This is a genomic window from Terrabacter sp. Soil810, from assembly GCF_001429645.1.
Classification (GTDB): domain Bacteria; phylum Actinomycetota; class Actinomycetes; order Actinomycetales; family Dermatophilaceae; genus Terrabacter.
The window spans coordinates 247,482-271,396 of the sequence record NZ_LMSW01000014.1; the positions used below are offsets into that span (position 1 = coordinate 247,482).

General features: G+C 73.4%; 23 protein-coding genes. 13 read left to right on the forward strand and 10 right to left on the reverse strand.

Annotation, left to right across the window (positions count from 1 at the left end; translation table 11 throughout):
* Positions 1-16 precede the first annotated feature (16 nt).
* Positions 17-862, forward strand: a complete 846-nt coding sequence (locus tag ASG96_RS19470; protein WP_157611048.1) for a matrixin family metalloprotease — start codon at positions 17-19, stop codon at positions 860-862.
* Between the two features lie 55 nt (positions 863-917).
* On the opposite strand, the gene ASG96_RS19475 is transcribed toward ASG96_RS19470, so the two are convergent.
* Positions 918-1,850 carry a 2-dehydropantoate 2-reductase gene (locus ASG96_RS19475; protein WP_057589229.1) on the reverse strand — a complete coding sequence of 311 codons (933 nt, stop codon included), beginning with the start codon at positions 1,848-1,850 and terminating at the stop codon, positions 918-920.
* Positions 1,851-1,998: 148 nt separating this feature from the next.
* On the opposite strand from ASG96_RS19475, the gene ASG96_RS19480 reads away from it, so the two are divergent.
* The 3 genes from ASG96_RS19480 to ASG96_RS19490 are packed head-to-tail and all read left to right on the forward strand — an operon-like array spanning position 1,999 to position 6,049.
* Positions 1,999-4,623 (forward strand): molybdopterin-dependent oxidoreductase, encoded by a 2,625-nt coding sequence (locus tag ASG96_RS19480; protein WP_057589030.1) that lies wholly within the window; start codon positions 1,999-2,001, stop codon positions 4,621-4,623.
* Positions 4,620-5,558, forward strand: coding sequence for a xanthine dehydrogenase family protein subunit M (locus ASG96_RS19485; RefSeq protein ID WP_057589031.1), 939 nt, complete (start codon positions 4,620-4,622; stop codon positions 5,556-5,558). The genes ASG96_RS19480 and ASG96_RS19485 overlap by 4 nt, the downstream gene beginning before the upstream one ends.
* A complete protein-coding gene (locus tag ASG96_RS19490; protein ID WP_057589032.1) occupies positions 5,555-6,049 on the forward strand; it encodes a metallophosphoesterase family protein in 495 nt (164 codons plus the stop codon). Before ASG96_RS19485 ends, ASG96_RS19490 begins: the two co-directional genes overlap by 4 nt.
* Positions 6,050-6,066: 17 nt before the next feature.
* Here ASG96_RS19490 and ASG96_RS19495 read toward each other — a convergent pair whose 3' ends face one another.
* From ASG96_RS19495 to ASG96_RS19505, 3 genes are all read right to left on the reverse strand, one after another.
* Positions 6,067-6,555 (reverse strand): DUF1269 domain-containing protein, encoded by a 489-nt coding sequence (locus tag ASG96_RS19495; protein WP_056750054.1) that lies wholly within the window; start codon positions 6,553-6,555, stop codon positions 6,067-6,069.
* Between the two features lie 173 nt (positions 6,556-6,728).
* Entirely contained in the window at positions 6,729-7,226 is a 498-nt protein-coding gene (locus ASG96_RS19500) for a DUF427 domain-containing protein (RefSeq protein WP_235506331.1), read from the reverse strand.
* Positions 7,223-8,455 carry a cysteine desulfurase-like protein gene (locus tag ASG96_RS19505; RefSeq protein ID WP_057589033.1) on the reverse strand — a complete coding sequence of 411 codons (1,233 nt, stop codon included), beginning with the start codon at positions 8,453-8,455 and terminating at the stop codon, positions 7,223-7,225. The genes ASG96_RS19500 and ASG96_RS19505 overlap by 4 nt, the downstream gene beginning before the upstream one ends.
* A 127-nt stretch (positions 8,456-8,582) precedes the next feature.
* Here ASG96_RS19505 and ASG96_RS19510 point away from each other — a divergent pair, with 127 nt between their 5' ends.
* The gene (locus tag ASG96_RS19510; protein WP_056750038.1) at positions 8,583-10,364 is read left to right on the forward strand and encodes an FAD-dependent oxidoreductase; all 1,782 of its coding nucleotides are present in this window, start codon (positions 8,583-8,585) and stop codon (positions 10,362-10,364) included.
* Positions 10,357-11,772, forward strand: coding sequence for an adenylate/guanylate cyclase domain-containing protein (locus tag ASG96_RS19515; RefSeq protein WP_056750033.1), 1,416 nt, complete (start codon positions 10,357-10,359; stop codon positions 11,770-11,772). The genes ASG96_RS19510 and ASG96_RS19515 overlap by 8 nt, the downstream gene beginning before the upstream one ends.
* Positions 11,773-11,830: 58 nt before the next feature.
* Here the strand turns inward: ASG96_RS19515 and ASG96_RS19520 are convergent, their stop codons facing one another.
* Entirely contained in the window at positions 11,831-13,246 is a 1,416-nt protein-coding gene (locus tag ASG96_RS19520) for an FAD-binding oxidoreductase (protein WP_057589034.1), read from the reverse strand.
* 207 nt (positions 13,247-13,453) lie between these two features.
* Here ASG96_RS19520 and ASG96_RS19525 point away from each other — a divergent pair, with 207 nt between their 5' ends.
* A complete protein-coding gene (locus ASG96_RS19525) occupies positions 13,454-14,002 on the forward strand; it encodes a DinB family protein (RefSeq protein WP_056754113.1) in 549 nt (182 codons plus the stop codon).
* Here ASG96_RS19525 and ASG96_RS19530 read toward each other — a convergent pair.
* Positions 13,989-14,708: a hypothetical protein gene (locus tag ASG96_RS19530; protein WP_157611050.1), complete on the reverse strand. Its 720-nt coding sequence runs from the start codon at positions 14,706-14,708 to the stop codon at positions 13,989-13,991. The genes ASG96_RS19525 and ASG96_RS19530 overlap by 14 nt on opposite strands.
* 173 nt (positions 14,709-14,881) lie before the next feature.
* Between ASG96_RS19530 and ASG96_RS19535 the strand changes: the two genes are divergently transcribed.
* Positions 14,882-15,709 carry a CPBP family intramembrane glutamic endopeptidase gene (locus ASG96_RS19535; RefSeq protein ID WP_235509231.1) on the forward strand — a complete coding sequence of 276 codons (828 nt, stop codon included), beginning with the start codon at positions 14,882-14,884 and terminating at the stop codon, positions 15,707-15,709.
* 120 nt (positions 15,710-15,829) lie between these two features.
* Here ASG96_RS19535 and ASG96_RS24560 read toward each other — a convergent pair whose 3' ends face one another.
* Entirely contained in the window at positions 15,830-16,870 is a 1,041-nt protein-coding gene (locus ASG96_RS24560; protein WP_056750023.1) for a LysR family transcriptional regulator, read from the reverse strand.
* A 234-nt stretch (positions 16,871-17,104) separates the two neighbouring features.
* On the opposite strand from ASG96_RS24560, the gene ASG96_RS19545 reads away from it, so the two are divergent.
* Genes ASG96_RS19545 through ASG96_RS19555 form a run of 3 tightly spaced genes read left to right on the forward strand, consistent with a single transcriptional unit; the run spans position 17,105 to position 19,632 of the window.
* Positions 17,105-17,905: an alpha/beta hydrolase gene (locus ASG96_RS19545; RefSeq protein WP_056750020.1), complete on the forward strand. Its 801-nt coding sequence runs from the start codon at positions 17,105-17,107 to the stop codon at positions 17,903-17,905.
* 2 nt (positions 17,906-17,907) lie between these two features.
* Positions 17,908-18,693: an SDR family NAD(P)-dependent oxidoreductase gene (locus ASG96_RS19550; RefSeq protein WP_057589036.1), complete on the forward strand. Its 786-nt coding sequence runs from the start codon at positions 17,908-17,910 to the stop codon at positions 18,691-18,693.
* Positions 18,694-18,717: 24 nt separating this feature from the next.
* Positions 18,718-19,632 carry an alpha/beta hydrolase gene (locus ASG96_RS19555; protein ID WP_057589037.1) on the forward strand — a complete coding sequence of 305 codons (915 nt, stop codon included), beginning with the start codon at positions 18,718-18,720 and terminating at the stop codon, positions 19,630-19,632.
* Between the two features lie 55 nt (positions 19,633-19,687).
* Here the strand turns inward: ASG96_RS19555 and ASG96_RS19560 are convergent, their stop codons facing one another.
* On the reverse strand, positions 19,688-21,001 hold the full coding sequence (locus tag ASG96_RS19560; protein WP_157611052.1) for a S53 family peptidase: 1,314 nt from the start codon (positions 20,999-21,001) through the stop codon (positions 19,688-19,690).
* Between the two features lie 268 nt (positions 21,002-21,269).
* Here ASG96_RS19560 and ASG96_RS19565 point away from each other — a divergent pair, with 268 nt between their 5' ends.
* Entirely contained in the window at positions 21,270-21,779 is a 510-nt protein-coding gene (locus ASG96_RS19565; RefSeq protein WP_056749992.1) for a GNAT family N-acetyltransferase, read from the forward strand.
* Here the strand turns inward: ASG96_RS19565 and ASG96_RS19570 are convergent.
* The gene (locus ASG96_RS19570; protein WP_057589039.1) at positions 21,752-22,591 is read right to left on the reverse strand and encodes a hypothetical protein; all 840 of its coding nucleotides are present in this window, start codon (positions 22,589-22,591) and stop codon (positions 21,752-21,754) included. The two genes, ASG96_RS19565 and ASG96_RS19570, sit on opposite strands and share 28 nt — an antisense overlap.
* Before the next feature lie 229 nt (positions 22,592-22,820).
* Here ASG96_RS19570 and ASG96_RS19575 point away from each other — a divergent pair, with 229 nt between their 5' ends.
* Complete coding sequence (locus ASG96_RS19575) at positions 22,821-23,159, forward strand: MmcQ/YjbR family DNA-binding protein (RefSeq protein WP_235509232.1); 339 nt, start codon at positions 22,821-22,823, stop codon at positions 23,157-23,159.
* Positions 23,160-23,185: 26 nt separating this feature from the next.
* Here ASG96_RS19575 and ASG96_RS19580 read toward each other — a convergent pair whose 3' ends face one another.
* Positions 23,186-23,761: a TetR/AcrR family transcriptional regulator gene (locus tag ASG96_RS19580; protein ID WP_057589040.1), complete on the reverse strand. Its 576-nt coding sequence runs from the start codon at positions 23,759-23,761 to the stop codon at positions 23,186-23,188.
* Positions 23,762-23,915: the final 154 nt, after the last annotated feature.

Consider the following 23,915-nt stretch of genomic DNA (forward strand, 5'->3'; position numbering starts at 1 on the left):
CGGCACCATGCATGACATGCGTCAGGGGTCCCTCGTTCGCGCACCCGGTCGGCACCGACCCACCGGCGCGAGTGCGTCCCGCGGGCGCCGGCCCGTGTGGCTCGGCACCGTGATCCTCGCCGTGCTCGCGATCACGGTCCCGCTGTGGCTGTGGCAGGCGCGGCCGTTCGACTCGAGGCACGGCATCGGGGTCGACTCCCCGCCGGCCGGCATCGGCGCGGCCCAGGCCCCGCTCGGTGACCCCCCGTCGATGCCGGGCGGCCACGGCGGCTACACGTTCATGCGGATGCAGGCCGACGGCCTGGACCCGGTGGCCTACGACCCCTGCCGGCCGATCCACTTCACGACGAGCACGGTCGGCCTGCCTCCCGGTGGCGACGCCCTCGTGCGCGAGGCCGTCTCGACGATGTCCGAGGCGAGCGGGCTGCGCTTCGTCGACGACGGCCTGACCGACGAGGGGCCTACCCCCGAGCGCGACCCGTACCAGCCCGACCGCTACGGCGACCGCTGGGCGCCGGTCTACGTCGCCTTCGCGACGCCCGAGCAGATCCCGAGGCTCGCGGGCGGCACCGTCGGACTCGGCGGCAGCACGCCGCGGGCTGCCGGTGACGGGGTCCTCGTCTACGTCACCGGGTCGGTCTGGCTCGACGCGAAGGCGATGCACGACCTGCTCGCCGCGGGCCGACGCGACTCCGCCCGCGCCGTCGTCGAGCACGAGATCGGGCACGTGCTCGGGCTCAACCACGTGTCCGACGGCTCGCAGCTCATGTCGCAGACGGGCGGCACGGGGGCCGGCCCCGCCGACGGCGACCGGCGCGGACTCGCGATCCTCGGTCGTGGGGTGTGCCGCCCCGACCTCTGAGCGTCACCCGGGCTCGGACGCCGCCGAGGGCGTACGCCATCAGCGCGGTCACCGGTCAGCCGAGCAGCGCCCCTGGGTGGCGTGAGGTGAGCACCTCGAGCAGCAGGCGGTGCAGCGGCACGTCCACGCCGGACTCGCTCGCGAGGCGCACGACGGCGCCCGTCCACGCGTCGAGCTCGGACGGCCTGCCCTCGAGCAGGTCCCGCTGCAGCGACGTCGTCGCGTCGGCGGGCTGGTCGTCGACGAAGGCCATCGTGCCCGCGACCACGCGCTCGGGCAGGTGTGTGCCGCGTGCCCGGGCCAGCGTCTCCACCTCCCGCATCGCGTCCTGAAGGAGCGCCCGGCTCGACGGCTTCGTGCGCAGCTCGCCGATGGTCGAGTCGAGGGCGGCGCCGAGCCCGCCGAAGGGCACGACGAAGAGCATCTTCGACCACAGCTCGGCCCAGATGTCGTCGGGCACGGGCGACACCGCACCCGAGGCCGTCACGGCCTCGCGGAGCCGGGCGACCCGGTCGGACGGCGCGGGAGCGGCCGACCACTCGTCGAAGGCCAAGGAGGCGGGGCCGCCCGCGTGGGTGATGCGGCCGGGACCGTCGATGTAGGCGAAGATCTTGGCGATGCCGGGCAGCACCGCGGAGCGCCCGACGACGGCGGCCACCTGGTCGGGCGCCTCGACCCCGTTCTGGGTGGTGACGACGGCCGTGCCGGGTCCGACGAGCGAGCGCAGCGACTCGAGGACGGGTGGCAGCTGCCACGTCTTGACCGCGAGCAGGACCGCGTCGACGACGCCGATCGACGTCACGTCGTCGGTGGCGTGCGCGGGCTCGACCGTGAAGTCGCCGGCGACGCTCGTCACGACGAGACCGCTGTCGCGGATCGCCTCGAGGTGGTCGCCCCGCGCCACGAACGTGACGTCGTGCCCGGACGCCGCGAGCCGCCCGCCGAAGTAGCCGCCGATCCCGCCCGTGCCGAGCACCGCGATGCGCATGACCGTGTCCTCCTCGTCGCTGCGGGTCGCCGTTCCGGCCGTGGGTCGGCGCGGACGAGAGCCCTCCACACCATCATCGCGCCGCGGCCGATCCGGAGGTAGCGTCGGTTCGCACCGTCTCGTCGAGACGCACCCGCAGGGAGGCCTCATGGAGCTCACCACCACGGTCAACGACGAGGCACGGGTCGTCGAGGTCGAGGGCACCGAGTCGGCCGTCGACGTCGTGCGCGACCGCCTCGGCCTGACCGGCACCAAGCTCGTCTGCGGCAGCGGCGTCTGCGGCGCGTGCACGATGCTCGTCGACGGCGAGCCGGTGCTCGGCTGCCTCACCCCGGCGACCCGGCTGCGCGACGCGAGCGTGACGACCGTCGAGGGCCTGGCCGACGGCGACGACCTCCATCCCGTGCAGCGCGCCTTCGCCCACCACGACGGGCTCCAGTGCGGCTACTGCACGCCGGGATTCGTCGTCGACGCAGTCGCCTTCCACGACCGGTGGCGGGCCGAGCGCGGTGCCGCCGGTGCCGCCGGGGAGGTCGGAAAAGCCGGTGCCGACGGGCCCGACCGCGAGACGATCGCCGAGGCCCTCGCCGGCCACCTGTGCCGCTGCGGCTCGTACGAGGGGATCTACCGCGCGGTCGCCGCCGCGTGCCGCGGCGAGCACGACGACGGGGCCGGCCACGTCGAGCGCGTCGACGCCCCTGCCAAGGTCACCGGGGCCGCCGTCTACACGACGGACGTCGTCCTGCCCGGCATGCTGCACGCCGCGATCCGCCGATCCGACGTGGCGGCCGGGACCGTCGGTCCGATCCGTTTCCCGGACGGCGTCGTCGGCCTCGACATCCTCGGCGACGACCGACGCGTGCGCTGGGCCGGTCAGCCGATCGCCGTCGTCGCGGCAGAGTCCCTCGCCGAGGCGCGCCGGGTCGCGCGCGAGCTCGTCGTGCCCGTGACGCCCCTCGACTTCGTGCTCGATCCCGAGGCGGCCGTGCGCCCGGGCGCCCCGCTCGTCTACCCGACGCGGGGCGAGCGCAAGGCCGCGCCGTCCGCCGGTGAGGGTGGGTCGATGCCGGCGCCATGGGACGGCAACCGCCACGGGCCCTCGCGCAGCCCCTTCCTGGGCACCCTCGCCAAACGCCGGGTCGGTGCCGCGCGCGCCGCCGGGAGACAGGGCCTCGTCGAGCTGGAGTTCCACACCGCAGCCCAGCTGCACACGGCCTTCGAGCCGCACGCCTGCGTCGCCGACTGGACCGACCCGCAGCATCTGCGGGTCTGGCTCAGCACCCAGGGCGTGGACCTCATGCGGCACGCCATCGCCGACCGCTTCGACCTCGACCCCACGCAGGTGGAGGTCGTCGCCGAGCACGTCGGCGGCGGGTTCGGCGCCAAGCTCTCACTCACGACGGAGGCCACGAGCGCGATCTCCCTGAGCCGTCTCGCGCGTCGACCGGTGCGGCTCGTGCTCGACCGGCACGAGGAGCTGACCGGCACCGGCAACCGCCCGGGGAGCCGGTCGCGCGTCTCGATGCTCGTCGACGACGACACGCAGGCCGTCAGGGCGCTCGTCGTCGACACCGACAGCCACGCGGGGGTCGCGATCGGCAACAGCGTGGCCGCCCTGTCGATGCTGCTCTACGAGCGCACGCCGCGCCTGGCCCGCGACGTCGACGTCGTGACGAACGCGCCTCCCGGAGCGCCGTTCCGGGGACCCGGCGGCCCGACGAGCGCCTGGTCGCTCGAGCAGACCGTCGACGAGGTCGCGCACCGCTTCGGCCGCGACCCGATCGGGCTGCGCGCCCAGTGGGACGGCAACCAGAAGCGTCAGGCGCTCTACCGCTGGGCGAGTGCGCTCCCGACGTGGGAGCGGCGACCCGCCACCGGCAGCCAGTCCGGGCGCTTCCGGCGCGGCGTCGGTGTGGCTGCCGGCAACTGGATCTACCTCGTCGACCCCGACTGCGAGGTCGTCGTGTCCGTCGAGGCCGGTCACCTGGTCGCGTCGACGGCTGCGCAGGACATGGGGACCGGGAGCCGCACGGTCGTCGCCCGGGCGGTGGCGGGTGTCTTTGACGTCGACCCGTCCGCCGTCGAGGTCCGGCTCGGTCGCTCCCACGGCGGCACGTCCCACGGCCCGGCGTCCGGGGGCAGCCGCACGACGGTGTCGCTGTGGTCGACCGCCGTCGAGGCGGCCAGCAGCCTCCGCGACCGGGTCGGCACCGACCTCGACCGTGCCCCGGCCGGCGCGTCGGCGGCGGCCAAGCGCGGGGGCGACCGCGGGCTCCGAGCCGTCCCGATGACGATGAACGGCATCCAGGTCGGCCGCGGCTTCTCGGCGGCCCTGCACGTCACCGAGGTCGAGGTCGACACCCGCACCGGGAAGACCCGGGTTCTCCGCGTCCACGGCGGCATCGCCGTCGGCCGCATCCACGCCCCGGTCCTCGCCCGCAGCCAGTGCGAGGGCTCGATCATCCAGGGCGTCGGGCTCGCGCTCTACGAGAACCAGGTCCTCGACCCGCACACCGGACTCACCCTCACGGCCAACCTCGAGGACTACCGCATCCCGCAGCTGGGAGACACCCCCGAGATCGACATCCACTTCCACGAGGAGGGGTGGGACCGCGTGCCGGGCGGTGGCGTCGGGCTGGGCGAGGTCGCCACCGTCAGCCCCGCGGCCTCCGTGGGGAACGCCATCTTCAACGCCACGGGCTGGCGACCCCTGTCACTGCCGGTGCGTCCAGACCGGCTCCTCGAGGGACTGCGCACGGAGGTCACGCGATGAGCATCACGATCCTCACGGCATACGACGAGCGGCCCGACGGCGCAGGCGAGCTCGTCTATCGCGCCGGCGGCACCGACCTGCAGGAGCGGCTGCGCACGACCGGCGCGACGCCGCACGTCCTCGACCTGACGGGGGTGCGCGGCTTCGCCACGGTCGAGCGCACCGACGCCGCCACGACCCTCGGCGCGGGCGTCACCGTCGCCACCATCGCTCGAGACCTGGCCGCCGACTACCCGGCGCTCGCGCTCACGGCCGCGGGCCTGGCGACCCCCCAGGTGCGCGCGGCCGCGACGATCGGCGGCAACCTGCTCCAGCGCACCCGCTGCTGGTACTTCCGCCACCCGCACACGTCGTGCTTCAAGTCGGGCGGCGAGGGCTGTCCCGCGCGCGACGGGCGCCACCTCTACGGCGTCGTCTTCGACACCGCCCCGTGCGTCCACCCGCACCCGTCGTCCCTCGCCATGGCCCTGATGACGTATGCCGCCACCATCGACACGACGCAGCGTGACGGTCTCGGGGTGGGCGACGTGCTCGGCGACGGGTCCGACCCGAGCCGTGACCACCTGCTCGCCGACGACGAGGTGCTGACCCGGGTGACGCTGCCACCTCCCGCGGCGGGCGAGCGGGCGGCCTACTTCCGCTCCATCAGCCGGTTCGAGGCGGAGTGGCCGCTCGTCGAGGCGGTCGTCCGCGTCGTGCGCGACGACGCCGGGACCGTCACGTCGTGCGGGGTCGCGATCGGCGGGGTCGCGCCGGTTCCCTTGCGGCTCAGTGCGGTCGAGGAGCTGCTGACCGGGACGTCGCTCGATGACGACACCGTCTCCGCGGCGGCTGTGGAGGCGACGCGCGGTGCCCGCCCGCTCCCCGAGACCGGCTACAAGGTGCAGCTCGTCGAGGCCACGGTCCGCGAGGTGCTCGAGCGCGTGCGGTCGTGAGGGTCCTCGTCGTCTCCGACACCCACGGGCCCCGCCACTGGAAGGCCTGCCCGCCGGCGCTGCTCCCGCACCTCGAGTCGGCCGACGTCATCCTCCACGCCGGTGACGTCTGCACCCCCGACGTGCTCGACCTGCTGGCGACCTTCGCGCCGGTGCACGTCGTCATGGGCAACAACGACGTGCCCGAGGTCGCCGCGTGGGGCGCCCCCGAGACGATGGAGATCGAGCTCGAGGGCCTGCGCATCGGGATGGTCCACGACAGCGGGCAGCGACAGGGGCGCACCGCGCGGATGCGGCGGCGCTTCCCCACGGCCGACCTCGTCGTGTTCGGGCACTCGCACATCCCGCTCGACGAGACCGGCGACGGCGTGCGCATCCTCAACCCGGGCTCGCCCACCGACCGACGGCGCCAGCCGGCCGGGACCTTCGCGACCCTCGACGTGCGCGACCGGACGCTCGTCGAGGCGCGGATCGTGCCGCTTCCGCGCTGAACCGCTCCCGGCAGGGCTCAGCGACCGCCGAAGGTCTCCAGGAGGATCTGGCGCTCGCCGTCCGTGAGGTTGGTGGCGACGAGCTTGCTGTGGATCCCCCGGAGGCGCTCGCCGACGCGGTCGAGGTCGCCCTGCTCGGTGACGACGAAGAGCGCCGACGTGCCCGGGGTCAGCTCGGTGCGGATCGTCTCGAGCTGCTCCTTGGTGATGCCGGCGTCCTCCGTCATCTTGCTGATGGCCCCGATGGCCGCTCCGACGACGCCCCCGACGACCGGGACGAAGAAGAGCGCGCCGACCAGCACTCCCCAGAGCGCGCCCCAGCCCGTGCCACGCCACTTCTCGTCGTTCCCGTGGCTCATGCTGGGATGCTCGTCGCCCTCGGGCCACGTGACGACGGCGTGGTCGACGACCTTGAGGAAACCCTCCGCCTGACAGTCCTCGAGGACGGACTCGGCGTGGTCTGCGCCGTCGAGGTCGTCGAACTTCCATACCGTGAAGGCAGCCATGTCCTGCTCCTTTGCGTGGCGCCGTGGCGGGCCCGGCCGTCCGGCGGTGGGTGCGAGTGGTGTCGTCGGGTCCACGTGCGTCGCCGGACGCACGTCTCCCCACGGACCACCCTGCCGCTCCCGGCCGCCGTGATCCTCCCCCTCTCAGGGTGAGGTCTGGCGCCTCCGCGCCGTCACCAGCCCCAGGAGCCGGGGCCGCCCTTGAAGGGGCCGACGACCCGGTCGGTGATCCAGCCGCCGTAGAAGCCGCCCTCCTGCGCCCGCACCCTCTCGCCGTCCACGAGGCACGCGTCGACGAGTCCCGGCATGACGGCGACGTGACCGGCCAGGACGGCATACGTGGCCACGGGCTCGGGGTAGGTCCACGCGGCGCGGGCCGCGCGCAGCCCGCCACCGACGACGTCGAAGTAGGCGGCGCGACCCTTCCACTCGCACACGGTGCTGCCCTGGACGGGCACGAGCGCGCCGTCGACGAACGCGTCGAGCGGCAGGTAGTAGGTCGGCGGGTGGCTCGTCTCGAGGACGCGGAGCGAGGAGCGGGTGCGGGCCACGACCTCGCCGCCGAGGTGCACCTCGACCAGCTCGTCGCTCGGGTCGACCGCCGGCGGACGCGGGTAGTCCCACACCGACTCCTGGCCCGGGCCGGCCGGGAGGGGCACCGCTCGGCTCACCGGGACACCCCGCAGATCTCCTCGAGCCCGGTCGCGAGCCGGTCGACGTCGTCGGCGTTCGTGTAGGGCGCGAGGCCCATCCGCAGCCCGCCGCTGGCGCCGAGCCCGAGGTGGTGGCTGCACTCCCACGCGTAGAAGCTGCCGGCTGGGGCGTTGACACCGCGCTCGGCCAGCGCCGTGCGCAGGTCCTGCGGGTCGTGCCCCTCGACCGTGACGAGCACGGTCGGCGTCCGACGCTGCGCGTTGCTGTATGACGTCAGCCCCGGGATCGCGCGAAGCCGCGCCTCCAGCGTGGCGAGGAGGGCGTCCTCGTGCGCCTCGAGGGCGGCGAAGGAGGCGACCAGTCGCTCCCGGCGGGGCCGCGAGGGGTCGGTGAGGGCGAGGTCGGCGAGGAAGTCGACGGCCGCCGTCGTGCCGGCGAGCAGCTCGTAGGGCAGCGTGCCGAGCTCGAAGCGCTCGGGCACGGTGTCCGACGAGGGCACGAGCTTGCCGGGGTGCAGCGTCTCGAGCAGCGCGGACGAGGCGCCGAGGACGCCGAGGTGCGGGCCGAGGAACTTGTAGGGCGAGCAGACCCAGAAGTCGGCGCCGCTCGCCGGCACGTCGGTGAGCACGTGCGCGGTCGCGTGCACGCCGTCGACCCAGAACAGCGCCCCGGCCGCGTGGACGATCTCGGCGATGGCGGGCAGGTCGGGGCGGGTGCCGATGAGGTTGGACGCGGCGGTCACGGCGACGAGGCGGGTGCGCTCGCCGACGACGGCGGCGACGGCCTCGGGTGCGAGCTCGCCGGTGCTCGGGTCGAACTCGGCCCACCGGACGGTGGCGCCCCGAGCCTCGGCAGCGAGGACCCACGGACGGACGTTGGCGTCGTGGTCGAGGCGGCTGACGACGACCTCGTCGCCGGGACCCCAGTCCGACGAGAGCGTGCGCGCGAGGTGGAAGGTCAGCTCCGTGGCCGACCGGCCGAAGACGACGCCGCCCGGCTCGACCGACAGCAGGTCGCCCATCGCGGCGCGCGCCTCGACGACGACGCGGTCGGCGCGGCGCTCGGCCGCGGTCACGGAGCCGCGGTTCGAGATGGCGGAGGTCAGCGTCTCGACGACAGCCGTGGCGACGGTGTCGGGCACCTGCGACCCACCGGGGCCGTCGAAGTGCGCCGCCCCCTCGTGGAGGGCGGGGAAGAGCCAGCGGATCCGGTCGACGTCGTACGCGGAGGGTGCCAGGGGTGCCATGGCCCCATCTTCGCCGAGGGACCACGAGATCGTCCGTTCGGGACCCGCGGGGTCCTGATGCGGCCTACCGTCGGTGTGAGGGGTGGTCGTCCATCGTCCTGCCCGCACCACTGCGTGAGGGGGTTCCATGACCCGTCCTCTCCTGCTCGTCGTCGACCATGACCTCGACGGGCTCGCCCGGACCGAGGCCGAGCTCGCGCGGCGCTTCGGCGCCGACTTCCGCGTGCGCGGCGAGTCCGACAGCGCCGTCGCCCTCCAGCACCTCCAGCTCGCGGCCGAGCGCGGCGACCCGGTCGCGCTCGTCCTCGCCGACCCGTGGCTGCCCGGACTCGGGGGCGCCGAGCTGCTGCGGTCGGTGCGCACCCTGCACCCCGACGCCGCCCGGGCCCTGCTCGTGCCCTGGGGCGCGTGGGCCGACGGTCGCACCGCCCACGCGATCCTGCGAGGCATGTCGCTCGGCGACATCGACTACTACGTCCTCGAGCCGTGGACGTCACCGGACGAGCTCTTCTGTCGCACCGTCTCGGAGTTCGTCCAGGTGTGGTCCCGGACGGTGGCGAACCGCCGGCGCGAGGTGGTCGTCGTCGGCGCGGCCCGCGACCCGCGCGGCCACGCCGTGCGAACCCTGTTGACTCGCAACGGGATCCCGCACGCCTACCTCGACCGGGGCACGGCGGAGGCGGTGGACCTGCTCCTGACGATCGAGGCCCCGCGCCCGACCGACCCGGAGGGTCCGCTCGTCATCTGGCTCGCGGCGCTGGGCGGCCGGGTCCTGCTCGACCCGACCGACGTCGAGATCTGCCAGGCCTGGGGCATCGGCACCGACCTCACCGTGCCCGGGGGCGGGCCGGAGGTGCGCGACGTGGACCTGCTCGTCGTCGGGGCCGGACCGGCCGGGCTCGCGGCTGCGGTCTACGGCTCGTCCGAGGGACTGTCGGTGCTCTGCGTCGAGGAGCAGGCGCTCGGCGGTCAGGCCGGCACGAGCTCGCTCATCCGCAACTACCTCGGCTTCTCGCGCGGGGTCTCGGGCGCCGAGCTCGCCCAGCGGGGCTTCCAGCAGGCGTGGGTCTTCGGCGCGCGGTTCGTCCTGACCCGGCGGGTCACGGCGATCGACCCGACCCCGGACGCGCACGGGGCCCCGTGGTTCGTCGCCACGGTCTCCGACGTCGGCGACGTGCGGGCGCGGGCGGTGCTGCTCGCGACCGGCGTCGCCTACCGGCGCCTCGGGGTGCCGTCGCTCGAGGCGTTGAGCGGGTCCGGCGTCTACTACGGCGCGAACGTGTCCGAGGCCCATGGGCTCACCGGGGCGCACACGGTCATCGTCGGCGGCGGCAACTCCGCCGGCCAGGCGGCCCTGCACCTGCAGCGGTATGCCGCGGACGTGACCGTCGTCATCCGCACGCCGGACCTCTCGACGACCATGTCGCGCTACCTCATCGACGAGATCGAGGCCTCGCCGAGGATCACCGTCGTCCCGAACGCCGACGTCGTCGACGGGGGCGGCGACGGATGGCTGTCCGAGATCGTGGTGGCGGACCGGACGACCGGCGAGCGGCGCTCCATCCCGGCCGACGGTCTCTTCGTCATGATCGGCGCGCAGCCGCACACCGCGTGGCTGCCCGAGGCCGTGGTCCGCGACGGGTGGGGCTTCCTGCTCACCGGCGCCGACGTGCGCGAGGCCGGCGCCTGGAGCCTCGAGCGACCTCCGTGCGCGCACGAGACGTCGGTGCCGGGACTCTTCGCGGTCGGGGACGTGCGAGCGGGGTCCGTCAAGCGGGTCGCGTCGGCGGTCGGCGAGGGCTCGGTCGTGGTGTCCGAGGTGCACCAGTACCTCTCGCTCGTCGAGTCGATGTCCCGGTCGACCGAGAAGGAGACGGAGACGGACGGGCAGGCCCACCCCCATGGCTGACGACCCGGCCGTCACCCCGCTGGCCGCGCCCGCGACCAGCCCGGGCGAGTCACGCCCCGGGGCCCGCCGACGCGGTGTCGTCGGCGCCGTCGCGCTCGCGCTGCCGCTGCTCGGCCTCGTCGTGCTTCGGCTCTCCGAGCCCCTCGACCGGCAGTGGCAGCACGACCCGACGCACTTCTGGATCGTCCTCGGCGCGGCCCTGCTCAGCGCGCTGACGGCATACGGCACGGGCGCGGCTGCGGTCCGGCGCGGCGACGTGCGCGTCATGTACGTGTCGCTCGCCTTCCTCTCCGCCTCGGGCTTCCTCGGGCTGCACGCGCTCGCGACCCCGCACATGCTCCTGGAGACCGCCACGGCCGGGTTCAACATCTCCACCCCCGTCGGCATCGCCATCGGCTCGCTCTTCGCCGTCGCGTCGGTGCGCGAGGTGGCTGCCGACCGGGCGGCCGCCGAGATGCGGAGGGCGCGGATGCTGCGCCTGGCCCTGCTGATCACGATGGTCGTCTGGGGCTTCGCGTCGCTGCTGCGGGTGCCGCCGTTCGACGTGGGGCCCGGGCTCGAGAGGGGATCGCCGCCGATGGTGGGCGCGGCCGTGGTGTCGGTCGTCCTCTTCGCGGTGACGGCGGTGACGTACGCGCGGCTGTGGTGGCGGCGTGGTGGGCTGCTCCCCGCGGCGATGGCGTCGGCGATGGTCCTGCTCGCCGAGGCGATGGTCGCCATCGTGTTCGCCCCCAACTGGCACTACTCGTGGTGGGAGTGGCACCTGCTCATGCTCGCGGCGTTCGTCCTCGTCGCCTGGGGCGCGCAGCAGTCCTGGCACGAGGAGCGCTACGCCAGCCTCTACACGGCCGACACCCTGGCCGGCCGCCGCGAGATGTCGATCCTCTTCGCCGACCTCAAGGGCTTCACGACCTTCTCCGAGGGCCATGACCCGAGCGAGGTCACCGAGATGCTCAACGCCTACTTCACGGTGGCGATCCCGGCCGTCGTCAAGCGGCACGGGGGCACGATCGACCGCCTCATCGGCGACGCGATCATGGCGACGTTCAACCGTCTCGGCGACCAGCCCGACCATGCACACCGAGCGGCTCGGGCCGGTCTGGACCTCCAGGTCGAGACGGCGCGCATCGCCGACCAGCACCCCGGCTGGCCGCGCTTCCGGGTCGGGATCAACAGCGGCGAGGTGCTCGTCAGCGTGCTCGGCAGCGAGGGCGGCCGCACCCACACCGTCATCGGCGACGCCGTCAACGTGGCCTCGCGGATCGAGGGCCAGGCGCCGGTCGGCCGCGTCGCGGTCACGGCCGACACGCTGGCGATGCTGCCCGGCGCGACCACCGAGCCGCTGGGTCCGCTCGAGCTCAAGGGCAAGGGCGAGCCGGTGGAGGCCTTCGTCCTCGTGACGCTCTGACGCCGGTCGAGGTGATCCCGTGAGGCACGTGGCCCACGGGATCACCTCGAACGAGCCGTCACTCGGTGACCGCGCCGTCCTCGGAGAGCCGGGGGACGCGGTGGTTGGCGAGGAAGCGGTCGTCGGGGTCGTACGCCGACCGAATCCCCTTGAGCTGCAGCCACGCCGACTCGGTGTAGCCGGTGCGCACGTCGACCTCGTTCTCGGCGAAGTTGAGGTAGCTGCGGCCGGTCGACCACGGTTCGAGCGAGCCCGTGAGCCGGTGCGCGTCGAGCTGCCCCTGCATCGCCAGCTCGGGGGTCGCGGCAACCGCGACAGCGAAGACGGCGTATGCCGCATCGATCGTCGCGAGGGCGCCGTGGCCCTCGGGTGCCCGGCCGAGGGCCCCGCCGAGCTGGCGCAGCTCGGTCGACAGCAGCGACGACGTCGAGCCCGGGCCCACCTGCTCGAGGAGCGTGTCGACGGTCGCGTCGCCGAGCTCGCCGATGAGGGTCCCGTCCGAGACGGCGGGTGTCGGGCCCTCCGGGTCCATGTGCAGCCGGGTCAGCGACCGGGCCGGCACGCGGTCGAAGGTGTCGATCTCGGGTCCGAGGCCGCGGAGCATCCCGAGGATCGAGCGGGCCTCGGCGTCGCAGCCGAGCACCGCGCCGTCGATGACGACGAGCGACCGCCCACGCAGCGGCTCGGGGATCGTCGGCAGCGGCGGCAGGTCGAGGAAGCGGAACGACGTCGAGACGGCGTCGGGGGCCTCGGGAGCCCAGTCGGCCCAGCGACGCAGCACACGCTCGGCGTGGTCGCGGTCCCAGACGAGCATGCCGGCATACGCCGCCTCGATCGGGTAGAGGCGGAACTCGAGAGCCGTGACGACCCCGAAGTTGCCGCCACCCCCGCGCAGGGCCCAGAAGAGCTCGACGTTCTGCGTCGCGTCGGCGCGCACGTGCTCACCGTCGGCCGTGACGAGCTCGACGGCCGTGAGGCTGTTGGAGGCGAGACCGAGCTTGCGGGCGTACCAGCCGATGCCACCGCCGAGGCTGTAGCCGGCGATGCCGACGTCGGGCGAGCTGCCGTGCAGGGCCGCGAGCCGGTGGTCGGCTGCGGGCTCGGTCGCGTCGATCCAGAGCGCCCCGCCCTCGACCCGGGCGACCCGGCGGGTCGCGTCGATGCCGACACCGCGCATCCGCTCGGTGCGCACGAGGACGACGTCGTCGAGGCCCCGCCCGACGAGCGGCCCGGCGTTGTGGCCCGTGCTCTGCGGCGCGACCTTCAGCCCGTCGGCGGCGGCCGCGCGGACGACCGCCTGGACGTCCGCGACGGTGCGAGGCAGGGCGACGGCGGCCGGGCGCTGGTCGAGGGCGACGTTCCAGGGCAGGCGTGCCGCGTCGTAGCCGGGGTCGCCGGGGAGGTGTACCGCACCGTCGCAGAGTCCGGCGAGGCTCGTGGCCCGTCGGGCGGTGGGGGTGAGGATGGTCGTCATTGCTGGTCTCCTGTGTCGGGGTCGGCCCTCGTGGCGGGCGCGGGGGTTCAGAGACCGGGCGGGCCCTCCAGATACATCGCGCGGCAAAGGTCTGATTCGTCCGGAGTCACACGGGCGCAAGGTGATCCGCCGCACTGCGGGTCGGGATGCAGTAGGGGCACGGCGTGGGAGGTCCGCGCCCGGGTGCATGCTGGGGAGGTGGACGACATGACGACCGACATCGCACGCGACCTGATGCTCGACGGCTTCGGCCGCATCCGTGACGGCCTGCCGGAGGTCGTCGACGGTCTCTCCGTCGAGGAGCTGCTCTGGCGCCCCGACCCGGACGCGAACCACATCGCATGGCTCGTCTGGCACCTCGCCCGGCAGCAGGACGACCAGGTGGCCCAGCTGGCCGACGCCGACGACTCGGTGTGGCGCGGCGACGGCTGGGTCGAACGGTTCGGGCTGCCCTACCGGGCGGACGCGCACGGCTGGAGCATGACGTCGGCAGACGTCGGACGCTTCACCGTCGCCGACCCGGCCCTCTTCGCGGCATACCACGCGGCGGTCCACGAGCGGACGGTCGAGCTCGTCGAGGAGCTCGACGACACGGCATACGCCCGGGTCGTCGACGAGCGCTGGGACCCGCCCGTCACCGTGGCGGTGCGTCTCGTCTCCGTCCTCGACGACGGGGCGAAGCACCTCGGCCAGGCCGAGTACGTCCGCGGGCTCGTCGAGCGGCGCCGCCGAGGCCGTCGGCTCAGGAGCGGGTGAGGGCTCCGTAGGCGGCCGGTGCCACGAGGTAGAACAGGATGAAGGCCCAGCCGCCGGTGAGGCGACGCCCGGACCGCCCCGTGTCGGGCACCCCGGGCGGCGGGCCGGAGACGAGCAGGAACAGTGGCACGGCCACGACCGCGGCCGGGGAGAAGAGCGCCCAGAACCAGGCCCAGCGGGTGGCCCACCACGGCTGAGCGCCGTTGAAGAGCAGCGCCACGGTCGCGAACCAGAGCACGAGCGCCGCAGCGGCGAACCACCCCGGCACGCGCCAGCCGGCGAGCTCGTGACCGGGGTCGCGCCACGTGTCCGCCACGATGCGCACGCCCGGTTGCAGCGCGCGGAGCGACTCCTCGAGGTTCTCGGTCACGACCTCGCGGGCGCCGATGTCGCCCGGCGACGAGACCGCAAGATCGCTCACCTGGACCACCTCGGCGAACCGGTTGCGGCCGCCGTCGCGCCACGCGAGGGACACGGTCACCAAGCCCGTCGCCCCGGGGGGCAGCGCCCCGGACACGTGCACCTCGTCGACACGGCCGGCGCTGACGCCTGCTCTGAGGTCGGCGAAGGTCGCGGGAGCCGAGCCCAGCACCAGGCCGCACCCGAGGAGGACGAAGCAGGCCACGACCAGTCCGTAGCGGAAGCGTCGCCACGCGTCTGGGTGGACTCTCGCCAGCACCGGTGCCGGCACCGGAGATGTCGCCATGGGAAGACCCTAGAGCGACCGGCCTCGGCGTCGCCCCGGAATCGCCGGAGATGTCTGCTGTGGCGGCGTGGCCTTCGGGGTGGGTTGAGGCGCTTGTGACCGGGGTGGCAGGCGGGATCGCCGGGCGGTTCCAGCACAGGTCGCGCACAGGTTGACGTGCGAAAATGGCGGCAATGAACAGCCCAGCCGTGAGCCCCGTTGTCGCCGTCGCGTCCCCGACCGACGGCATCCCCATGGTCTCCGTGGCCACGGCCCACGACCCGGTGCGTCGACGCCGTCTGGCACTCATCGCCCGCGGACGGCGGGCCCGTATGGCCGCCACCGTGGTCGTCGTCTTCGCCCTCGCCGGCGTCAACGTCGCCAACCACGTGCTGGGCTGGGACACCATGTGGCTCGGTCCGCTCGGCGCCGTCGCCCTCCTCGGCTTCGCCCGCTGGCAGGGCCTGTCGTGGCACCAGCTGGGGCTCGCCCGGCACACCCACGCCCGCGGCATCCGGTGGGGCCTCGGCGTCATCGCCGTCGTCGGGCTCGTCTACCTCGTCGGCATCCTGCTCCCGTCGACGCGCACCGCGTTCCTCGACGTCCGCTACCACCTGCCCCCGGCGGGTGCGCTGCTCACGGCGTTCGTCATGATCCCCGTCGGCACGATCCTGCTCGAGGAGGTCGCCTTCCGCTCCGTGCTCTGGGGCTTCCTCTCCCGGCACGCCCGGATGTGGCAGGTCCTCGCGGGGTCGTCCCTGCTCTTCGGCCTCTGGCACGTCTTCCCCGCCATGGCCTCGGCCACCGGCAACGAGGCGATCGGCTCCGCCGTCGCTGGGCTGGGCCCCTTCGCCAAGGCCGCCGTCGTCGGCGGCACCGTGCTCTTCACCGCGCTCGGTGGCGTGCTCGCCGGTGAGCTGCGCCGTCGCAGCGGCAGCCTCTTCGCGAGCGTCGGCATGCACTGGGCCACGAACTCGCTCGGCGTGCTCTTCGGCGTCCTCGCCTGGCGCCTCGCGGCCTGACCTGGCTGTCTGCCTGATCCGTTCGGGCCCGACCTGCGGCCATCGCGCGGGACCCAGACGCCGGCGCCTGCCCCAGCGGCGACGAGTGAGGTTGCACGTGCGCGCGTGACAGGCGACCTGTCAGGCGCCCGTTGCACTCTCTGGCGCAGTGCCCGTCGCCTGAGCCGTCTCGTGGGCGCCCGGGTCGGCTGTGTGGACCTCCTGCCAGGCCGGGTCGTCATCCGGCAGCCAGGCGGGGGCGTGTCTGCCGTCCCGCCCCGAGTCCAGCCAGCCGAGCTCGTCGGCCACGCCGACCGAGACCTCGATGAGTCGAGTCGTCGTCGCGTCGACGTCGTCTGCGCGCCAGGCGAGCGACCACGGGTAGTACGGCTGGATCTCGTCGGGCCAGGACATGTGGAGCCCCTCGGCGACGTACTTCTCCGCGTAGCTGAGGAACTCGAGGTAGTGGACGCTGTCAGGTGCCCATCTAACATGAGAGAGGCAGTGACTGAAGGCCCCCGGTGTACCGAGCCACTGCATCGTGTGCCCGAGTCGTTGCTCCAGGGCGGTCAGGTACTGTCCGTGCGCGTTGTAGGTACCGGAACTGGGCGGGTCCCCGAAGACGTGCAACGGCCGTGCGCCGAACGACACCCTCCCCTGGTGCCCATCCTCGTGTCGCCCCACGAGTACGAGGGGCTCGAGGCGCAGGAGCCGGTGGCGCCAGCCGGTGGGGTGCGCGACCTTCATCCGCGGCGTGACGCGCAGGATGGCGACATCGAGGCGGCCCTGCAGGAGCGCGTTGAGCTGCGTGACGCTGTCCATGGCATGCTCTCGCAGCGGGATCCCCGGCTCGGCCACCCTGAAGGCGTCGGCGACGACCTGGCTCGTGGACAGCTCGAACACATGGGCGATGCGCACCCCCGCCGATCGGGTCCGTTCGGACATCGAGTCCGCCAGCGCCAGTAGGCGACGGGCGTCCACGAGGAAGCGCTCCCCTCGCGTCGTCAGGGTCACGTGCCGGCTGTCCCGCACGAAGAGGGGTTCGCCGAGCTGGTCCTCGAGCTTGCGGATCTGCTTGGAGAGCGCCGGCTGGCTCACGTAGAGGCGTGCCGCGGCACGACCGAAGTGCAGCTCGTCGGCGACCGCCACGAAGTAGCGCACCAGTCGAAGCTCCAGGTCCATGCCGACGCCTCCGTGGAGGCCGTGGACTGGACGGGCGTAGCTGGTTGCCGGTCTCCGTCGCCCACGCTACCGAGCCGGCCGCTGCGGGAGGGGCGCTCGCGGTTATCGATCGGTCCGGAACGGGTCTTGGACGCGCGACGAGGGTGCGGCAAGACTCGGAACCGTCGCCGTGCAGCGCGACAACGTGGACGGCCAGGAGGTCGCCCCGCCAGCATCCGCTCCGGAGGCACCGTCATGCAGCCAGCCCAACGACCCGTCATCTTCATCCACGGACTGTGGCTCCACAGCACCAGCTGGGCCCCGTGGGTCGAGGCCTTCGCTCGGTCGGGCTACTCGCCCACCGCGCCCGGGTGGCCCCACGAGCCCGAGACCGTGGCCGAGGCCCGTCAGCACCCGGAGGCCGTCGCGGGCCTGGGCATCGACGACGTGACCAACCACTACGCGTCACTGATCGACGGGTCGTCGGAGCCGCCGGTCATCATCGGTCACTCGTTCGGCGGGCTCATCGCCGAGAAGCTGCTGGGGCAGGGGAAAGCAGCCGCGGCGGTTGCCATCGACCCGGCGCAGATCAAGGGCGTCCTGCCGCTACCGCTCGCCCAGCTGCGCGCCGGACTGCCGGCCCTGGGCAACCCCGCCAACCGCAGCAAGGCGGTCTCGCTGACGGCCAAGGAGTTCCGCTTCGGCTTCGGCAACGCGGTGAGTGAGGAGGAGTCGGACGCCCTCTACGAGAAGTGGAGCATCCCGTCACCCGCGAAGCCCTTGTTCCAGGCCGCAGCCGCCAACTTCTCGCTCCACTCGGAGGCGGCGGTCGATACGCGCAACACGACCCGTGGCCCGCTCCTGCTGATCTCCGGCCTGGAGGACCACACGGTTCCCGACGCCGTCACCCGGTCGACGCTCAAGCAGTACCGCCACTCGACCGCGGTCACCGAGCTGCGTCAGTTCGAGGGTCGGGGTCACTCGCTGACGATCGACAGTGGCTGGAACGAGATCGCCGAGGCCGTGCTGGCCTGGCTGCACGAGCAAGGACTCTGAGCGTGGACCTCGGGCTGGCGGGGCAGGTCGCGATCGTCACCGGTGCGAGCAAGGGGATCGGTCTCGCCATCACGAGGGTCTTGGCTGACGAGGGGGTCACGGTGGTGGCCGGCGCACGCGAGACCTCGGCAGAGCTGGAGGCCTTGACCCGTACCGGGACGGTGACGTACGTCGCCGCCGACCTCGGTCAGCCCGACGGGGTGGCCCACCTCGTCGACGCCGCTGCCGGGCGCGGGCGTCTCGACATCCTCGTCAACAACGTCGGAGCGGTGACCCCGCGACTGGACGGCTTCGTGGCCGTGACGGACGAGCAGTGGGCGACGACGTACACGCTCAACCTCATGGCCGCCGTGCGCACCACCCGCGCCGCCCTGCCGATGATGCTGGCTCGTGGCCGGGGAGTCATCGTCTGCACGAGCTCGGTCAACGCCGTCCTGGCCGACCCGGGCGTCATCGACTACAGCGCGGCCAAGGCGGCGTTGCGGAGCTTCTGCAAGTCCCTCTCGAAGGAACTGGGCCCGAAGGGGATTCGCGTCAACACCGTGAGCCCGGGGCCGGTCTCCACCGACCTGTGGCTGGGCGCCGGCGGGGTTGCCGCCGCGGTGTCCGCACGGCAGGGGACGGACCCCTCCGCCGTCGCCGCCGCAGCGGCTCGGGAATCCGCCACGGGCCGCTTCACCCGGCCCAGTGAGGTGGCCAACCTGGTCGCCTTCCTGGCCAGCGACGTCGCAGGAAACATCACCGGAGCCGACGTCGCCATCGACGGCGGCCTCATCACCACCACCTGACCTCCCGAGCACGAGGAGAACCACATGTCCAGCAACCGGTCCGGCATCGTGACCACCCCACCGCCCACGTCGCCGGACCTCGTTCCAGGTCCCGGCCGGATGAGGAACGGACGCGGTGCCTCGATCGTCCGGAGACGTTCGACGTGGCTGGCCGGCGTGGTGCTCGCCGCGCTCGTCGCCCTCATGGCCGGGGCCCCGGCCCAGGCCGGACCCGCCTCGTCCGGGGCACTGACCCCCGTTGCGGCGCGCCCCACCATCGTGCTCGTGCACGGCGCGTTCGCCGGTCCCTCGTCGTGGGACGAGGTCTCCGCGGCGCTGCGCAAGGACGGCTACACCTCGGTCGCCGTTCCGCTGCCGCTGTCCGGGACGGTCGACGACATCGCGACGGTCAGGGCGACCTTGGACGCGGTGGCCGGCCCCAAGGTCGTGGTCGGGCACTCCTACGGCGGCTTCGTCATCTCCGACGCGGCCGCCGGGCGGAGCGACGTGTCGGCGCTCGTCTACACCGCCGCCTTCGTCCCGGCAGCCGGGGAGAGCATCATCGGGCTGGGCGCGGGTTACGCGCCAGCCGCCTTCCTCGCGCCCGGTCACCTCACCTTCGACAGCGCAGGTCGCGCCACCATCACGTCGACGAACTTCCGCGACGACTTCGCGCAGGACCTGAGCCCTCGGCTCGCGTCCACGCTCGATCGTGCCCAGACGCCCACGGACCTCAGCATCCTGTTCGCGCCGTCTGCCGACGTCGCCTGGCCCGCCATCCCGTCCTGGTACGCCGTCTCCGGCGCCGACCGGGTCATCGACCCGGCCCTGCAGCGGTACATGGCGGCCCGGGCCGGCGCGACCACGGTCACCTTCGACGACGCGAGTCACGCAGGCGGGTTCACGCACTACTCGGCCCGCTTCACCAAGCTCGTGGAGCAGGCCGCCGCGAGACGCTGACGGCGTGGCCACCCAGCGGAGCGCTGGGTGGCCACGACACGGCATACGCGATGGGTCAGTGGACGAGCTGTCCCACGAGGTTCGAGACGTCCGGCGAGCCGAGCCCGGTGGGGTCGTCGTAGCCGGCCTGCGCGTCGAGGCCGGGCCCGTGCCAGGCGTTGTTGCCCGACGTGACGTCGTGGAAGGCGAGGGCGTGCGTCGCCCCCGCGCCGATCGCGTAGAGCGCCGGGTTGAGCGCGCCCAGGCGGTGGCCCGCCTGCTGGTCGGCGAGGGCCCCGATCGCGGCCCACTGCGGGGAGCCCGAGCTCGTGCCGCCGTAGAAGTAGAAGCCGTTGTCGTCCGGGTTGGCGTTGAAGCCCTCGTAGACGAAGACCGACGTGTAGACCGACGCGTCGTAGGACACGTCGGACGTCGTGCGCATCGGGTTGCCGGAGACGCCGGCCTGGTAGGCGGGCGCGCGGAAGATCGTGCTCGGGGCTCCGCCCGTCGCGCCGATCGGTCCGAGGGTGCAGCCGAACGGCTGGTGCACGGCGCACGATGCCCCGTCGCCCCAGACCGTCTCGCCCTGGTAGTCGCCCGAGTCGCTCGCGAAGAGGTTCGTGCCGCCGACCGCGGTGACGAGCGGGTCGGATGCCGGGTAGCCGGCCGCGAGGGCAGGGCCGCCGTTCGAGGCGCCGTCGTCGCCCGACGAGGCGAACAGGGAGATCCCCTTGGCGGCCGCCGCCGCGAAGTTCGCGTGCGACTGCTGGAGCTGCAGGTTGTTGCCCTTGCCCTTGATCGCAGCCTCGTCGGCGCCGTAGCTCATCGACAGGACGTCGCCGAGGTCGTGGTCGACGGCGTAGCGCACGGCCACGTTGAGCGCGTTGCCGTAGTTGTTCGGCGCGACGACGAGATTGATCGTCGCGTCGGGCGCGATGGCGTGCGCCCACTGGACGTCGAGGCTCGTCTCGCCGGCCCAGCCGAGCGGCTGGCCCTGGTGCGCCGTGCTCGTCTGCGGCTGACCGCCCGGGTAGTAGACGTTGAGGTCGGCCCCGGGCAGGCCGAAGGTCTGGCTGAAGACGTCGAGGTCCTGGCGCACCGTGGGGCTGCCGTACGCGTCGACGACGACGATGCGCTGACCCTTGCCGGTCCAGCCGTCGGGGATGTCGTACGCCTTGCGGATGAGCGCGGGCGTGTAGCAGGCCAGCCCGATCCGGGCGACGCACTGCGACGGCGTCGGGAGCGCGCCGGGCCGGCTGCCCGTCGAGAACTGCTTCGTCAGCGGGTGGACGGTGTAGACGATGTCACCGCTGTCCGAGCCGGCCGCCGTCGCCGCGGAGCCCGCGGCGAAGGTCGTGCCGAGCGCGAGGGCGCTCGACGCGAGCCCCACGCCCACGACGGTCCTCGCCCGCCGGGTGTGTGTGCGTCTGCTGAGTGTGCGCATGCTGCCCCTTCCCTGTAGCCCCCGAGACGGCTCGCTCGAGCCGTCTCGGAACGTAGGTGCGGTTTCTGCGAACCGGCTGGGTGGAGTCTGCTGGTCGCATGGGAGGCCATCTCCGGGCGATCGTGACGACCCGGGCGCTCCGAACCATCCGAACGATCCGAACGATCCGGACGGTCGGCCCGGGCGACCATGGCCGGCTGCGACACTGGCGCGCATGGACGGCTTCACGATCCGCGCGGCGCACCCGGGCGACTACGAACGGCTCGGTGAGCTGACGGCCGCGGCCTACCTCGACGACGGGCTGCTCGACTTCGGCACCGATGACCCCTACCTTGCCGTGCTCCGCGACGTCGGCCGCCGGGCCGAGCACGCCGAGGTGCTCGTCGCGGTCGACGCCGACGACACGGTGCTCGGTGGGGTCGCGTTCGTCGGGGCCCCGGGCCCGTTCGCCGACGTCGCCCGCGAGGGCGAGGCCGAGTTCCGGACCCTGGCTGTCGCCCCCGCCGGTCGCGGTCGCGGCGTCGGGACGGCCCTCGTCCGCGAGTGCGTCGACCGCGCCCGGGCCCTCGGCCGCACCCGCGTCGTGCTCTCGACGCAGCCGATGATGCACGCGGCGCACCGCGTCTACGAGCGCTTCGGCTTCACCCGCGCCCCCGAGCGCGACTGGTCGCCGATCGCGACCCTGACCCTGCTCGTCTACGAGCTCGAGCTCGCCCGCGACTGAGCCTCGGCGGCCGAGCGGGCGACGAGGTCGCGCACCGCCGCGACGATCGTCGGGTCGAGCTCGACGTGCGCCTCGAGCAGCCCGAGCAGGGTCGCCGCCGCGTGCGCGTTGCGCTCGTAGCCCGGCACGAGGTCGGCGAGCGGCAGCAGCTCGGGCCCGAAACGCCGCTCGACGCCACGGTCGACGACGAAGACGTCCTGACGGGCACCGCGACCGAGCCCCAGGTGGTCGAGCACCGTGACCCAGCGGTCGACGGCATACCCCTGGATGAAGCGGGTCGCCGTGAGGCGCTCGCCGCGCAGGTCGCGGTGCAGCCCGACGTAGAGGTTCGTGATCGCCTCGCCGACCTCGTGCTCGAGCGAGGGCGGTTGCGGCACAGGCGTCGTCGGCACCTCGAGGCCGACGGGCGCGTCGCCGCGGCTCCAGTGGATGCGCCCCGGCGGGTAGCCGGCGGTCGCCATGTCGGCGAGGGCGAGGACGGCGTACTCCGCGAAGAGGTCGCCCTCGAGGAGCGCCTTGCGGCCGAGGTCGCTGTTCTCGAACGACCACACGACGGGGTGGGCCGCCTCGAGCCAGTCGATGTCGGCGATGTAGCGGTCACGGGTCGCCGCGTCGTCGACGACGACGAAGAAGTCCGCGTCGGAGTGCTCGTCGAGGCGGTGCAGGTCGCGCCCGACCGACCCGAGGCCGAGCAGGGCGACGGCGTCGCCGCGCCGGTCGAGCTCGGCGGCGAGGCGGTCGAGGAAGGCGAGCAGGCGCGCCGGGACGGTGGGCACGCTCGGGACGGTGGGCGGGGCGGGGCTGGACGGCATACGTCGTCTCCTTGTCGTCGTGTCAGGGAGTCGACGTTTCAGCCCGCCCGGCCCGGAGGCCGTCGAGGTCGCGACAGAGGCAGGGTATGCCGTCGCGCACGTCAGCGGAACTGCTTTCGCGGGTGCCGGGCCGGCTCCGTTCGCAGCGGGGATGTGGAGCGGTCCCTCGCACTCAGAGGCATCGGACGGCGTGTCGGCCGGCCGTGCGTGGCAGGGTGGAGGGGTGCCCGTGACCATCGACGACGTGCGGCGCGTGGCCGAGCAGCTTCCCCGTTCGTACGAGGTGCTCGTCCGCGACCGCGTGAAGTTCCGTGTCGGCAAGATCGTGTGGCTGGCGTTCTCCGCCGACGAGACGCAGCTGGGATTCGCCTTCCCCAAGGAGGAGCGCGACGTGCTCGTCGCGAGCGAGCCCGACGTCTTCCTCATGCCCCGCCGGTCCGACCTCCGCTTCAACTGGGTCGAGGTGCGGCTCGACGCGCTCGACGTCGACCGGATGCGCGAGATCGTCATCGACGCCTGGCGCCTCGTCGTGCCGAAGAGCGTGGCGCTCGCGAGGGCCGGCGACTGACCTGTCGGGAGTGATCCGGTGGTCGACTACACGTCGAGCCCGGCGACCTGCCGTGCCGTCGCGACGAAGGCCGGGGCGGTGACCTCGACCCCGTCGAGGTAGCCCCCCACGAGGGCGGCGTCACGGAGGAGGACGAGCGATGCGGCCGCGGCATCGGGATCGGGCAGCCCTGCGGCACGGGCCAGCTCGGCCAGGGCCTGCCGGAACCACGTCCGGTGCGCGGAGACGATGCGCCGCACCGGGCTGTCGGCGTCGGGGAACTCCGCCGCCGCGTTGATGAAGGGGCAGCCGCGCGTGTGGTAGCTCGTGATGTCGATCGCAATGGTGTCGATGACCCGGCCGAGCAGCTCGGTCGGCGTGCCGCCCTCGGCCTCCGCGTCGGCGAAGTAGCCGCGCAGCGTGGCGTCCTCGGACTCGAGGTATGCCGCGACGAGTGCCTCCTTGCCGGCGAAGTGGCGGTACATCGTGGCGCGCGTGACGCCGGCCTCCTCGAGGATGCGGTCGACGCCGACGCCGTTGATGCCCTCGCGGTAGAAGAGGCGTGACGCAGCGGCCAGGAGCCGCTCGCGGCCCGGGGTCCGCGTCGTCGTCGGCTCGTCCACATCGCCACGCTAACGCAGGGCGGCCGCGCGACCGAGACGGCTGCGTCGGTGGCGACGGTGGCGGCGACGGCGGCGACGAACCTCCGACCCGGCGCTCTGGCGCGGCGGGTCGGGAATGGATATTGTAGAACGATCGTTCTACATGCTGGACCCG

Bases quoted from the DNA above. Each gene is read 5' to 3' on its own strand.
- ASG96_RS19510 (WP_056750038.1), top strand. From the start codon at position 8,583: ATGACCCGTCCTCTCCTGCTCGTCGTCGACCATGACCTCGACGGGCTC.
- ASG96_RS19525 (WP_056754113.1), top strand. From the start codon at position 13,454: ATGACGACCGACATCGCACGCGACCTGATGCTCGACGGCTTCGGCCGC.
- ASG96_RS19515 (WP_056750033.1), top strand. From the start codon at position 10,357: ATGGCTGACGACCCGGCCGTCACCCCGCTGGCCGCGCCCGCGACCAGC.
- ASG96_RS19505 (WP_057589033.1), bottom strand. From the start codon at position 8,455: ATGGCACCCCTGGCACCCTCCGCGTACGACGTCGACCGGATCCGCTGG.
- ASG96_RS19485 (WP_057589031.1), top strand. From the start codon at position 4,620: ATGAGCATCACGATCCTCACGGCATACGACGAGCGGCCCGACGGCGCA.
- ASG96_RS19545 (WP_056750020.1), top strand. From the start codon at position 17,105: ATGCAGCCAGCCCAACGACCCGTCATCTTCATCCACGGACTGTGGCTC.
- ASG96_RS19565 (WP_056749992.1), top strand. From the start codon at position 21,270: ATGGACGGCTTCACGATCCGCGCGGCGCACCCGGGCGACTACGAACGG.
- ASG96_RS19480 (WP_057589030.1), top strand. From the start codon at position 1,999: ATGGAGCTCACCACCACGGTCAACGACGAGGCACGGGTCGTCGAGGTC.
- ASG96_RS19570 (WP_057589039.1), bottom strand. From the start codon at position 22,591: ATGCCGTCCAGCCCCGCCCCGCCCACCGTCCCGAGCGTGCCCACCGTC.
- ASG96_RS19530 (WP_157611050.1), bottom strand. From the start codon at position 14,708: ATGGCGACATCTCCGGTGCCGGCACCGGTGCTGGCGAGAGTCCACCCA.
- ASG96_RS19495 (WP_056750054.1), bottom strand. From the start codon at position 6,555: ATGGCTGCCTTCACGGTATGGAAGTTCGACGACCTCGACGGCGCAGAC.
- ASG96_RS19475 (WP_057589229.1), bottom strand. From the start codon at position 1,850: ATGCGCATCGCGGTGCTCGGCACGGGCGGGATCGGCGGCTACTTCGGC.
- ASG96_RS19535 (WP_235509231.1), top strand. From the start codon at position 14,882: ATGAACAGCCCAGCCGTGAGCCCCGTTGTCGCCGTCGCGTCCCCGACC.
- ASG96_RS24560 (WP_056750023.1), bottom strand. From the start codon at position 16,870: ATGGACCTGGAGCTTCGACTGGTGCGCTACTTCGTGGCGGTCGCCGAC.
- ASG96_RS19470 (WP_157611048.1), top strand. From the start codon at position 17: ATGCGTCAGGGGTCCCTCGTTCGCGCACCCGGTCGGCACCGACCCACC.
- ASG96_RS19555 (WP_057589037.1), top strand. From the start codon at position 18,718: ATGTCCAGCAACCGGTCCGGCATCGTGACCACCCCACCGCCCACGTCG.
- ASG96_RS19520 (WP_057589034.1), bottom strand. From the start codon at position 13,246: ATGACGACCATCCTCACCCCCACCGCCCGACGGGCCACGAGCCTCGCC.